This window comes from Methylomonas sp. 2BW1-5-20, from assembly GCF_052474515.1.
Genome location: NZ_CP184127.1, coordinates 1,966,021 through 1,978,561 on the forward strand (window position 1 = coordinate 1,966,021; position 12,541 = coordinate 1,978,561).

The window sequence follows — 12,541 nt, forward strand, 5'->3', positions numbered from 1 at the left end:
TAACGGACAACTGCAGAAGCGAGAAGCTCTGGATTTTCTTAACTTAATGGCATTAAGGCTTTCTCCTGACCCCCATCTCTTTAATCTAAGTGGCTGCCGGTGCAGCCGCTTTGGCGCTGCTATTGCCGGGAAAACGGGTACGCATATCCTCGTACAGGGTTTGAGCATTGGGCCGGCCGCGTTTGGCGGCTTCGCGCACGCTTTGGTAATACGCCAGATTCGCCATCCAGATATCCTGGTTCACCACCATCAAGGTATCGTCCACTTGCTCGGTCAAGGCATGCAAGGAACTCCAAAACCCCAGAATCTGCGCGCGCAAGGCCCGGTCGCGCGCCACCTCTTCCATGTCCAGAAAACCCGGCACAAACTCGGTATGGTTACTCATGTATAAGGTGCATTTTTCATCGAAGCCGATAGACTTTTCGCCCATCTTCACCATCTCCCGCCGATCCTGCGGACTCAGCGACACCAAAAACGGCAACTTACCGCGTATCAAGGCCAGCGCATCCTTGATGGCTTGAATATCGTCGTTGCTGATACTGGCGGAAATCAGATTATCGTTGGACATGGATACACTCCTGGTTCTAGATTGAAAACCCGGCGGACCAGCCGCCGGCGGATATAAGGACAACCGGCGGCCGTCCTCAAAACAAAATCCCAAATTAAGGTTGTCGGGTTACGCTTTCGCTTTTATGCCCTCGGGTAAAACCGACCTACTAAAAGCGGCGAACACCCCACCCTCACAGGCCACCACCGACATCCGCAACACCAGCGGCAAAACCCGTTTACCGGTATGTTTTAACTCGAACGCCGCCGGTTAACCGGGCGGACGTCGGCCCGTCCCTCGGCCGGCCACGGCGTAGTCGTCTCGCGCTGCCGGGCCAATTGCGCTTCCAGGCCTTGTACCTGTTCGGCCAACGCCGCCATCTGCCGGGACGCAAACTGCAACTGCTCGTGCAGATATTCAAAATGCACCTGAAAATAACGCACCGACGGAAACAAGCCGGGCTCGAACGGCGGCGCATTGGTTATGGTTTGCTTGGCGGATTTGCTCATGATGCCCCCTGAGTGAAATGTTCCAGCACAGCCCAAGGCGGCCATCAATTACAGCCGCAACCGCCGCCCTGGGCGCTGCCGGCGGCCGAGGCCGCCTCGCGGCTGCTGTAGTTGTGCTGGCGGATCGCGCTCTGCAGCGGATCTGCGTCGATGGCCATCTGCGGCTTGGCCAGATTGCCTCGCTCCCAGGGTTGCACGTCGGCGCAACCGGCCAACCCGGCCAATACGCCGCATAACAAAATGCCTTGCTTGATCATTGATAAACTCCTTTATTTTTTTGAATGGCTTCTTGACGGCTTTCTTTGTCGGGTTAGGTGCGAGCCTTAACCCGATCTACGGCTGACCCGGCTGAATACTGTCCAGCTCCAACTCGCAAATCAGCGTCTCATTCGGCAAAATGCCGTGAGATAGCGAGCCATTGGCGCCGTGCATCAAATCCGGCGGCAGGTACAAGCGCCACTTGGCGCCTTCCACCATCAAGGCCAAGGCTTCCTGCAAGCCTTTGGGTAGTTTGCCGACCACCGATTTACGCAGGCTCAGGCCGGGCAAGGCGTCCTTAGCCAATTCGCTACCGTCGATGCGGGTCAGCCGATACATAATCTGCACACTGTCTTCGAGCTTGGGTGAACGATTGCCGGCGCCCGCCGCTTCGATTTGATACTGCAAACCGCTGTCCAGGGTTTTCACCTCGGGCCGGGTTTTATTTTGCGCCAGGAATTGCCGGCCTTGCTTCAACGCCACCTCGCGGGCCGCGTCCAAATTGAATTGCATCAGCGACTGGCCGATACCGACCTGCTCGGCCTCACCGACCGCCAAGCGCGGCTGGCGCTCCAGCAAGGCGTCGTACCAGCCCTGGCTGAAAGCATCCTTGTCGAACCGATTGTTGGCGGCCAGCAGCGTTTTGGCATGTTGATAGCCCGCCGCGTACGCCAGCTTTTGCTTGGCATCGGCACCGTCCAGATCGCGGCTCAGTGCCGCCGGAATTTGCGGATCGCGCGGCGCGGCACAGCCGGCCAGAGTTGCCAGCACGGCCAGGGTTAAAACAGTTTTTGTCATCGTACTTTTCTCCCGTTAAACGATTAACAGCTTTTACAGAATCGGCGTAGGCGTAGCTCGGGTTTGCCCGAGAGCATAAAAGCGAAGCGTAACCCGACACCACATCTATCGGCTAAGTTGTCGGGTTACGGCTCGCGCCTAACCCGACCTACGCGAACCGGCCATCAAAACCCGTAACTCCAGGTAAAGGTCAGGGCGTGATCGCGGTCGGGCTGGTAGCCGTTGACGTTGGTATACAAGGGTTGCTGCCATTCGAAGGCCAGGCGGTGGCCGGCGAAAGCGCCGTTGGGGATGGTCACCGCCACACCTAGCCCCAGGTCCAGGTAGTGGCCGCCGTAGTTGCGGGGTTCGTCTTGGGAACTCACGTGCCTTAAACTTTGATTAGTAACATTGGCGTTGACGATGGATTGCAAGCAACCGTTGTAACTGTCCTGATCAAACACCAGGTTGCCGGTACCATCGTCGTAAACGAAGTCGTCATGGTTGCAGGCGGGAACTGTTTGCAATTCCTGCGGAAAATGGCCCTTGATCGCACCTTGCCAGGTGTAGGCTAGGCGCAGGCTGGACGACAGCCAGTCGGTCCAGTCGTAGCCGCCCCAAACGCTGGTCTCGAACAGGTCGCCCAATTTGTAGCCGTTGGCGTTGCGGGCCTCGGTACGCCAGGTGCCGCCCAATTGCGCGCCCCAGTTCCAGGCCTCGGCCTTGCCGATATAGGTCAAACTGGGTTTCAGGTCCCACGTGCCGCTACCCAGTTGCATGCTATAATCTCTATCGTATTGGAAAAACCCCGAGACGGGGTTGTTATACCCTTTCCGCTTTACATCGCCGGTCGGCGCGGTGCCGCCGAAACCGGCATGCAGGTGGTGGTTGGGAGTATCGAACAACGTGACCAGCGCATAGAATCCGGTGTCGCCAATGCCGCCGACTTCCATCAACATTGGTTCCATACTCATTCCCACCGTATTTTGTTCGCGCAAGTAGGCTTGCGGCATCGTCATCGTTGACTGCATGTCCATGAACTGCGGCATCAACATCAAGGTCAGCCAGTCGGTCGGCGCGTACATCAGCTCCAGCATGTGCATGCTTTGCGTCATGTCGGTCGGCAACATCGGGCAAGCGCCGCCCAACACGTTATTCCCCTCCGCGTCGCTAGTGAGCATACGCGGGCAACCGCTGAGCGCGGATTGGTCTTGGCTGACGCTGCGCGAGCCGTGCAGATAATCGCCGGCCTGGCGGGTGTGCTGGTAACGGTAGCCGGCCATTACGTCGCCGGCCTTATTTAGGGTATGGGCAAACATCAAGCCAGCCGGGACGTTGGCGTGTTGGGCATGGCGGCCATGCTCATCGCCTGCCCCGCCGCTGTCGAAGGCTCGGCCCAGCGCCGACAGTTTGACCTTGAGCGCAGCATTGGCCACCCAGTAGTCGTAGTCGGCAAAGGCTTGCTCACCGCCGCCGCCCAATGCCCAGTGGCCCTTGTGACTGTAGTACTCGAAACCGGTCTCGAAACTAACGCCCTTGGCGAATTGCTTGGCCAGTACCACGCCGCCGCTGAGCGCGCCGAAACCGGACAGACGCTGGTCGCTGCTAAAGTGCGCCGGCACGTTCCAGCGAGTATTGGCGTTGTCGTAACCGACCAATGGAAAGGCATTGTAAAAACTGGCCGCCGATTGCGAGTAATAGCGCACTCGCGGGGTCAACGTCCATCCTTCCCCCAAGGGTTGCACCCAATCGGCATCAAAGGTGTGGGCATTGACATCCCAATCGTCGTGGGAAAACTGGTAGTTAAAATGTAGGGCCGCATCCAACGGTTGCACGTATTGGGTCCAGCCCAGGTTGCCGCTCCACTGGTTGCGCTCGGTCGGGCGGTGGTCGTAAAAACCGCGTAGATGCGCTACTTGATAACCGTCCTGCAAATCTTCGGTAGGGTCGATACCGCCGAACCATGTCACTTTATAGGGGTTGGACAAAAAGCCGGTGTTGCGGTTAAAGCCCGCGCCCAAGTTCAATACCCCGCTGGGATTGACCACCTGAGTCAGACCCAGTTGCGCGCTCCAGTCCTGACGATTGCCACGCACGCGGGTATTCGAATGACCTTCGAGAGTAGTAGGGTCCAGGCTATAAGGAAAGATACCGTTTGACCGGATGGCATCAATATCGCTGCCGGTGTAGCTCAAGGCCAAATCCAAACTGGTGCGCTTTTGGTCGAAATCCAGGCGGCCACCGAGGTTGACGAAGCGCGAATAAAAATCGCGCTCGTCGGAGACTCCGCCGCCGGCACGAGCCTGAGCGTTGTCCCAGTCGTAACTGAGTTTAAAATCGCCCTGCTTGCGGGTTTCCGGCGAGGCATAGCCCATCACGTGTATTGGATGCGCCGTGGTATACAGGTTCCTATCGTTCGCGGCGTCATAACCGCTTCGGACATTTATGTTGCGTTGAACATCGACAAATGCCACACCCGCATCTTTTGCTAACGGTGAAGCGGTAGTAAGGACACCATAATCGCCGTTGGCGTCGGGAAAGGGAAGATTTTTTAGGTCGTAAGCTCTCGAACCTTCAGGCGCGCTGCCCAAAGGCGTTGCACCCGACCAGGTATCTTCGATGTAATTGAAGCCGAATTTGATACGATCAGACAGACTGACTCGGGCGTCGCCGCGTATCGTGTCAGCTTCGATCGGCGCGCTTCTAGGTAACGTATAACGCTTAAATTCGCCGGTGTTAGCATTGCTCAGGTAAACACCAGATGAAGCGCGCAAGCCTTCCTGGTAATGACTGTAACTGAAATCCACCTCGTCGTCTTCGGCCAGCGTAGGCGGCGCGGCCAATAGGCCGGGCAAGGCCAGCGCGGCGGCAGTCAGGGCGACTAAAGAAGGCTGAGCACTGCCTAAATAGCCGCCAATTTTAGAATTCAAATCTGTCATCAATGAAAGTCCAGTTATGATTGCGAAACAGAGAGGGACTGAAAAAACCGCGCCCAAACGGGCGCGGCCAAGCGCGGATGCTTAGTGGTTAATAGCTAAGTTGACATCAGTATTGGTATCGTTAGCGGCGCTACTGCTGCCGCTAACCGCATCCAAGCCGTCGGTCAGGCCAGTACCGGCTACCGACAACGGTCCACCTTGTTCCCAGACAACGGCGCCCAATTCGCTACCTGTCCCATTGTTACCCGACATGCAATGAAATTCGATGCCGTAAGTAGCGCTGGCAGTGGTGCTTTTAGATGCCACCAGGGTGTAAACGCCCACCCCACCATTCACGCTGATATAGCTGGTGGGCGTACCGGTCGTAATTCCTTCTCTGCCGGTGCCATCGGATAATGTGCCGCAAGTGGCAGTGGCTGAAGAGCCGGTATCGGTCACAGATGCCGCCGTAAATCCACCCTTGCCGATCTGGTAGGCCAATTGGGTGCCGGAAATCAAACTGGCCCTACCTTGCAAACTGGCGGTGCCCGACGGACAAACCAACATATATACGTCTTGTTGAAAGGCGCTGGGGTTGGCGGTGCTGATGGATTGATTTAAACAATGCGCTTGCGCCTGCATGGCAAAGCCCGAAGCGGCCAACAGAGCGGTTGCGGATAAAGCCAGTTTTATTGCATTGAATTTCATATAATTTCCTTGGGCGTTAAGCCCGGTTAAATGACTACAACACTAAAATGCGCCGAGTCTTGCGACTTGCCGGCGTTTGGCCCCGGAAACTGCCATTTCCGGAGCCGCTTGCCTAGGGCCTTGCGGCCCTGGGCCAATGCCGTCCGTGGCGTTGATTCCCTTGCGCCGCCGCCCGTTGGGCGTGCGGCTTTTTTGTTGGGTTAACCTCACGCCCTCACCCCAACCCTCTCCCAGAGGGAGAGGGAGCGTATGTTTTGATGATGCTGGGTTACGCTGTGCTTTTATGCCCTTGGGTAAACCCAGCCAACTTTGCTGACAATTAGCCCTTCATTTATCGCGCCTGCTTATTGGTTTTGCCGGGCGGCGGTGCGCTCCAATTGGTTCAAACGGCTTTGCGCCAAACCTCTAACGGCTGGATCTTTGTCGCGCAGGGCTTGTTGCAGCAGGCCGTTGTCGTTGGTGGCGCCGATGGCGGCCATGCGCACCCCGGCGTCGGCGTCTTGCAGGGCCAGGCCTAGTTGTTCAAGCATGTCGTCGCTGCCGCGCATCGCCATCGAGGCCACGGCTTGGGAACGGACGTTGGCGTCCTTGTCTTTCAAGGCGTCGCGCAGGGTTTGGTCGATGGCCGGGTCTTGATTGCCGGGGTCAGCCAGATTGCCAAGGGCGGAGAAGCGCTCGTCGGGGTTTTTGGATTTGGCCTGCTTGAGCATGGCCTGGGTGTGTTCTTGTTGGGCCTGGTCGGCTTCGGCTTGTTGTTCCGGCGTGGGTGGGGCGATGGGGGCCGGCGCTTCCTGGGCCTTGGCGGTCGTGGCCGGACAGCCGCCCATGCTGGAGCCGAGCAGCCAGACTTGTTCTTGCGGGCTGCCTTCCGGTTTTTGGCTGACGACGCCGATTTGCTTGCCGACCAGACATTCCAATAGCTGTTGGACTTTGTCGGCGACGCAGGTGGCGGTGACCGGGGGTGCCGGCAGCACGGAATAATGGATATCTACTTTGGTTTTGGCGGCGACTTCTTTAATGATGTCCGCCAACAGGGCTTGTTTGACGTTGAGTTGTAATTCCGCACCCGGAGTTTTACTTTGGCTGAATTGGATAGTGGCTTGGGCGGCGGCAACCGTGGCTGGCACTGCGGCTGTTGTTGCCGCCCAAGCGGTGGCCGGCAGCAACGGCCACAGCAGCGCCAGCATTATCCGGGCGGTGGATACGCGGCGCACGGCTTGTTGGCGGTTGCGGGTGCGGCAAAAGGCGGAGGGCCAATACGGTGTGTGCATATTAAGTTCCTGGGTTTGCGGGGCGATGGGTTAGCGATGCCGGAAATGGCTTGGTTTCGATTACAGCGGCGGGCCGGGCACAAACGAGAATATGGGCGCGCGGGTCTGTTGAAGCTGCCGGTTTTTTATGGGCATGAGCGCGTAACCTATCCTATGTTAAATGACGGTTGCCGTTACCGGTTTGGGTAACAGCGCCGGTATTGAACAGATTCCGTGGTACCGAACGCCTTTCCGGCCTGGGTATTGACCTGGACGGTTTTTATCGACGAAAGTCCACTCAGTGTTTCCGGAGGTTTAGCAATGCATGTGCCAAGCTTAAGTTATTACCAAAAGCGAAGCAGGATGCCGACGGGGCCAGTCAACGGGTGCCAACACAGTGACGAATTGGCGGTAAGCAATTGATTTATTGAAGAAAGGTGAAAACAAGCGATTTTGCTGAGTGCGAGGATCAAGCGCCTGGAAATCGGTTGGGAATTGTCCTTAAGTACAACGAATGCGGGAAATCGCGGATTTCAGCACATTCACTCTAACACCCAACTTATTGATACTACGCATCAAAGCGATAACAGCCCGGCAAATAGCACACTACATGCGGGATATGGCGCAATTTATCGAAACGCTTTAAAGTCGGGAATTTAGCGGTTATGCGGCATCAGAAATACCGTTAGGTTAAATGGATGATAGCGAACCCGGCCGCATCATGTCCGACTTACCCACACAGGCATGCAAAGCCAAGCCGGCTGCCGGAGCGGCGGAGTCGAAGACAGACGGCTTAGCTTTCGGGCCGTTCAGCCGGTAAAGTTGAATATGTTGCGATTATTGCCGAGATAACGCCCCTGCCCCGTTAAAAACCTGCAAGAGGCGAGTCTAAGCCGAATTGGCACCTGCGGCTAATACCGTATTTCAGCCATCCAGGGCGTCGGAAGGCATGGGCGGAACGTCGGCATTTTGCACCGTATTGATCGCGTTCAGCAATTTTTCCCGCCGCGAACCCAGCAGCTGAAAACCGTGCATCAGCATGGTGATTTCATCCTGCAGATTTTGTTGATCGATCCCCATCGCCTGCAAGGCTTCGACGGTAGAGGCCAGAGTAACCTCACACCGGCTTTGATAGGGCCGATGGAAGCGGGCTTGAAAGCCGTTTCGCAATTTTTGCAACAACTCTTCGAAATGCTGTTCCGTAAAATCCTCGGCTTGCATGCGCTCCAACAAGACCTGCTCGGCATCGAACACCTCTTCGTGAAAAGCCTGCCGGTAGGCCGCGCATAACTGCTCGACCAAGTCGCGATGCTGTTGTTGCCGGCCTTGCAATTGCGCCACCAAACGCGCCGCATTTTCTTCCAGGCTAAACATCGGCCGTTGATAACGCATGGCGTGCAAGGCTTCCAAGGTCGCGGCCAACTCGACCAAGCGCGACTCCGCGTAATTTTCGGTTTCCAACCAACGATAAAACAGCTGTTTAAATGCGCTGGGAAAACGCCCGAAATGCTCACAATATGACTCTACAAATTCGCCGGTAAAACGTTCCAGTTCCGGCTGATCCAGTAATTGATTTTTCATCGCCGACAGCAGGCGCCGACTCAACTCGCCGATGCCAGGCTCCGTCTTATCGGCCGCAATCGGCGAATTCGCCCTCGGTAAAGCTTGGTTATCGCCATCGGCCGCCGCCGCATGATGCGCGGATTCGGCGTTTAACAAAGTTTGCCAATATTCCAACAGCCCGCCACCAGCCGTATCGCTACCGATATGCTTGATAATGTTATCGGCCAACGCAAACAAACAACGGCTGGCCGGAGAGTTGGCGGCTAAATCCACCACCGTCATTTGCAAGGCCACGGCTTTGGGCAAAGTCTCGTCGCGAATCACAAAACCGCCGTATTCCACTTTCAATTTCAAGCATTTTTCCGCCACGGCGGCAAAGCGCCGATAGGTGTCGGTCGCCGCCGGATAATCGACCGCCTGATTCACAACCACGCGCAGATTGCCGGCATACTGCCGGGCATTTAAGGCCTTCAGCAAGGCAAAGGCATCGGTGAGCGCCGCAGGGTCGCCGCTCACCACTACAAACGCGGACCGGGCGAATTCGATATAGCGCAACACGCTAGGGGTCAGCGTCGCGGCCGTGTCGATCAGAAAATAATCGTATTGTGCCTCCAGTTCGCTCAACGCTTCCGTCAGCCGAGACAATTGCTCGCCGGACGGCAACTCGGTGCCGATTCCGTAAGCGGCCGGCAACACTGCCACACCGTCGCTGGTTTTCAGCAACAGTTCCGCCAGGGATTTTTCGCCGCTTAGCAACTGATCGAAGCGATATGCCGGCCGCAAGCCGAGCAAAGCGTTGATATTGGACAGGCCGGTATCGACATCAACGACGCAAACCCGCTTGCCGCGCAAGGCCAGGGCCGCCGCGACATTGGCGACCACACTGGTTTTACCGACGCCGTTCTTGGCTCCGGCAAACGCAATGACCTGCGGTTTTTTCTCGGTTTGGGCGGGGTTAGGCATTAAAGAATTTAGACTGTCCATGACGGCAAGGAAAGAGGTAGTTTAGTCGGCATCCAAGGCATTAATTGTAAGTCCAAACTTACAAATTCATCTATCGCGCGACAGCAGAAATGCGGGATGAACGGCCTGCATGCTAACCTCTGGTCGCGGGATAGTCGATAGCACCTGTGTTCACGTATAATGCGACGTCCACAAAACGACTACACCTGCCATGACCACGCCGCGTCTCGCCTGGGCTATTACCGGCTCCGGACACTATATAGAAGAATGTCTCGAATTCATGTTGACGCTGGACAATGTCGATCTGTACTTGAGTCAGGCCGGCGAGGAAGTGTTGAAAATGTATGGGATTCGCCTGGACGATGTCAGAGCAAAAATGCCGGTCTACCGCGACAAGGCCGCTTCGGCGCCGCCGGTCGGCTTGTTCTACAAGGGCTATTACCATACCTTTGTGATGGCCCCGACCACCTCCAATACCATCGCCAAATGCGTGCTGGGAATTGCCGATTCATTGGTGACCAATCTGTACTCCCAGGCCGGCAAATGCCGCGTGCCCAGTATCGTCTACCCTTGCGACACCATGCCGGAGATCGAAACCACCGCACCCGGCAAGAAAAAATTCATGGTCTATCCGCGCCCCATCGATCTGGAAGCCACCGACAAAATCCGCAGTTTTCCTTATACCCAAGTAGTCGAAGATGTCGAGCAACTGATCGTTGCAGTCAATGCCAGGCTGGCTAATCTATGACCGAGCGCATCCTGTTTATCACCGGCCGGCTGGCGGAAAAGCAAGTCCGGCAGGTATTGGAAAAAATGCAGCCGGACTTTCAGTACAAAGTGTATGTGATGGGCGTGACGGTAGCCGCATTGATTACCAGCGATATGATTATCCGCCGCATGCCCGATGCGCAAGGCGCCGACCGCGTGATTTTGCCGGGCCGCTGCCGGGGCGACCTGGATGCCCTGGCCCGACATTTTGGCGTACCGTTCGAACGCGGCCCGGAAGAAATCAAAGATTTACCGCAGTACTTCGGCATGGCCGCCCAGCATTACGATCTTAGCCAATACCAAACCAAAATTTTCGCGGAAATCACCGACGCCCCGAACATCAGCGTCGAGGCGGTGATCGAGCGTGCTTACTACTACAAAGCCAACGGCGCTGATGTAATCGACATCGGCTGCCTGCCCGGCACGCCGTTTCCGCATCTGGCCGAGTGCATCCGCACTTTGAAACAGGAAGGCTTCAGCGTCAGCATCGATTCCCTGGAAGACGCCGACCTACTGGCCGGCGGCCAGGCTGGCGCTGATTACATGCTGAGCTTAACCGGCAAAAGCCTGTGGATTGCCGACGAAGTGGCGACCACACCGATTCTGATCCCGGAAACGCACGGCGACTTGAGTACATTGGACGCCGCCATTGAGATTCTGCAACGCAAAGGCCGCGCCTTCATCGTCGATCCCATCCTCGACCCTATCCACTTCGGCTTCACCGACTCCATCGTCCGCAATCACGAATTCCGCCGCCGCTATCCGGAAGTGGAGATGATGATGGGGGTCGGTAACCTCACCGAACTGACCCACGCCGACACCTCCGGCATTAATGCCATGCTGCTGGGGATTTGCTCGGAACTGAATATCAACCACATTCTGGCGACTGAAGTGAGCAAGCACGCGCGCCGCGCGATCAAGGAAGCCGACAGCGCCCGCCGTATCATGTACACCGCCAAGCAGCACAACGCCCTACCCAAACACATTGCACCGGATTTGCTGACCGTGCACGACAGCTCGCCATTTTTGAACAGCCGCGAAGAAATCGAAAGCCTGGCGGCGGAAATCAAAGACCCCAGCTATCGCATCCAAGTCAGCAGCGACGGCATCCATGTGTTTAACCGGGACGGCCTGCATACCGCGCAAGACCCATTCGATCTTTATCCCAAGCTGCATGTCGAAACCGACGGCGGCCATGCCTTTTACTTGGGCGTGGAACTGGCCCGCGCCGAAATCGCCTGGCAACTGGGCAAGCGCTTCACCCAGGATCAGCAACTCAACTGGGGCTGCGCCGCGCAAGGCACCGAGCCGGCCGTGGATTTACATACCTTCAAGCCGGCCGGTAACACGTTAAAAAAGCACGAAGACTAAACCGTTTGTCGGCGAGGCTTGTCGTAAACTCGACAAATCTTTACCCCATTCTCCGCATTAATCCTGCCACACCCCCGAAATTAAGGCCTAGGCGAATTTGGTATTGGTCTTGCTTGCGTTTAACCAAACCTAAGCAAGAGCCTCTTAAATGAAATCTAAACCAGCGAAAACGCATGCCTGAGTTCCCGTTAAAACTGGCCGTCGCCACCAAGGACAATATTTCCATCAACGAACATTTCGGCCATGCCAAGCAGTTTTCCGTGTACAGCGTCTCCGAAACCGGCTGCGAACTGCTGGAAACCCGGGAAGTGGCTAACTACTGTTTGGGCCAACATGCCGACGAGTCGGCAATGCCCGGCATCCTGGAAACGATCAAGGATTGTTATGCGGTGTTTGTAGCGCGCATCGGCGACGGGCCCACCGCAAAAGTGCACGCTATCGGCGTGCGCGCGGTTTCGGAATATGCGTACGCGGCGGTCGAGGAATCCTTGTTGAACTATGCCAAACGCACCGCCGCCGGCGAGGAGATCGGATGACGCCAGAGCACGTGCGGCAATGGGTGACCAGCCATCCATTAAGTCCTATCCATGTCGATTGCGCGGTGACGGTGATGCTGAAAATCATCGACGGCAAATGCAAAATGCGGCCAACCGAAAAAGTGGTGATGGCCTTGCTCTATGACTGCGTCAAACACTTGCCAGGGCAAATTCTGGAAGCCGATCTACATCCCTTGATAGCGACGGCCCGCGCTAACGACAATGACGAAGCTTTGAAAAACCTGATTTACGAAAAGCGCCTGATGGCGGAAACCGCAATTTCCCGGCCGGTGATGAAAGGCTTTAAGGCGATGATCCGCGAGCAGGGCTTGTTGGAACGGCGAGAGGAAGAGGAAACCGATGCCTGATCGGC

Annotated in this window: 12 protein-coding genes; 4 read left to right on the forward strand and 8 right to left on the reverse strand. The window is 56.5% G+C overall.

What is annotated here, in order from left to right; genetic code table 11:
• Window positions 1-85: 85 nt before the first annotated feature.
• The 8 genes from ACH50O_RS08885 to ACH50O_RS08920 form a co-directional block, all read right to left on the reverse strand.
• Window positions 86-568 (reverse strand): hypothetical protein, encoded by a 483-nt coding sequence (locus ACH50O_RS08885; RefSeq protein ID WP_446811659.1) that lies wholly within the window; start codon window positions 566-568, stop codon window positions 86-88.
• Between the two features lie 230 nt (window positions 569-798).
• Complete coding sequence (locus ACH50O_RS08890; protein WP_446811660.1) at window positions 799-1,056, reverse strand: hypothetical protein; 258 nt, start codon at window positions 1,054-1,056, stop codon at window positions 799-801.
• Between the two features lie 44 nt (window positions 1,057-1,100).
• On the reverse strand, window positions 1,101-1,313 hold the full coding sequence (locus ACH50O_RS08895; protein ID WP_446811661.1) for a DUF4266 domain-containing protein: 213 nt from the start codon (window positions 1,311-1,313) through the stop codon (window positions 1,101-1,103).
• A 76-nt stretch (window positions 1,314-1,389) separates the two neighbouring features.
• Window positions 1,390-2,112, reverse strand: a complete 723-nt coding sequence (locus ACH50O_RS08900; RefSeq protein ID WP_446811662.1) for an FKBP-type peptidyl-prolyl cis-trans isomerase N-terminal domain-containing protein — start codon at window positions 2,110-2,112, stop codon at window positions 1,390-1,392.
• Window positions 2,113-2,276: 164 nt separating this feature from the next.
• Window positions 2,277-5,030 carry a DUF3570 domain-containing protein gene (locus ACH50O_RS08905; protein WP_446811663.1) on the reverse strand — a complete coding sequence of 918 codons (2,754 nt, stop codon included), beginning with the start codon at window positions 5,028-5,030 and terminating at the stop codon, window positions 2,277-2,279.
• 81 nt (window positions 5,031-5,111) lie between these two features.
• Window positions 5,112-5,717, reverse strand: a complete 606-nt coding sequence (locus ACH50O_RS08910) for a hypothetical protein (protein ID WP_446811664.1) — start codon at window positions 5,715-5,717, stop codon at window positions 5,112-5,114.
• Between the two features lie 344 nt (window positions 5,718-6,061).
• Window positions 6,062-6,988, reverse strand: a complete 927-nt coding sequence (locus ACH50O_RS08915) for a HEAT repeat domain-containing protein (protein ID WP_446811665.1) — start codon at window positions 6,986-6,988, stop codon at window positions 6,062-6,064.
• A gap of 903 nt (window positions 6,989-7,891) precedes the next feature.
• Window positions 7,892-9,493: an AAA family ATPase gene (locus tag ACH50O_RS08920; RefSeq protein ID WP_446811666.1), complete on the reverse strand. Its 1,602-nt coding sequence runs from the start codon at window positions 9,491-9,493 to the stop codon at window positions 7,892-7,894.
• 211 nt (window positions 9,494-9,704) lie between these two features.
• Between ACH50O_RS08920 and ACH50O_RS08925 the strand changes: the two genes are divergently transcribed.
• From ACH50O_RS08925 to ACH50O_RS08940, 4 genes are all read left to right on the forward strand, one after another.
• On the forward strand, window positions 9,705-10,241 hold the full coding sequence (locus tag ACH50O_RS08925; RefSeq protein WP_446811667.1) for a flavoprotein: 537 nt from the start codon (window positions 9,705-9,707) through the stop codon (window positions 10,239-10,241).
• Window positions 10,238-11,632: a DUF6513 domain-containing protein gene (locus ACH50O_RS08930; protein ID WP_446811668.1), complete on the forward strand. Its 1,395-nt coding sequence runs from the start codon at window positions 10,238-10,240 to the stop codon at window positions 11,630-11,632. Before ACH50O_RS08925 ends, ACH50O_RS08930 begins: the two co-directional genes overlap by 4 nt.
• 173 nt (window positions 11,633-11,805) lie before the next feature.
• Complete coding sequence (locus tag ACH50O_RS08935; protein WP_446811669.1) at window positions 11,806-12,168, forward strand: NifB/NifX family molybdenum-iron cluster-binding protein; 363 nt, start codon at window positions 11,806-11,808, stop codon at window positions 12,166-12,168.
• On the forward strand, window positions 12,165-12,536 hold the full coding sequence (locus ACH50O_RS08940; RefSeq protein WP_446811670.1) for a hypothetical protein: 372 nt from the start codon (window positions 12,165-12,167) through the stop codon (window positions 12,534-12,536). The genes ACH50O_RS08935 and ACH50O_RS08940 overlap by 4 nt, the downstream gene beginning before the upstream one ends.
• Window positions 12,537-12,541: the final 5 nt, after the last annotated feature.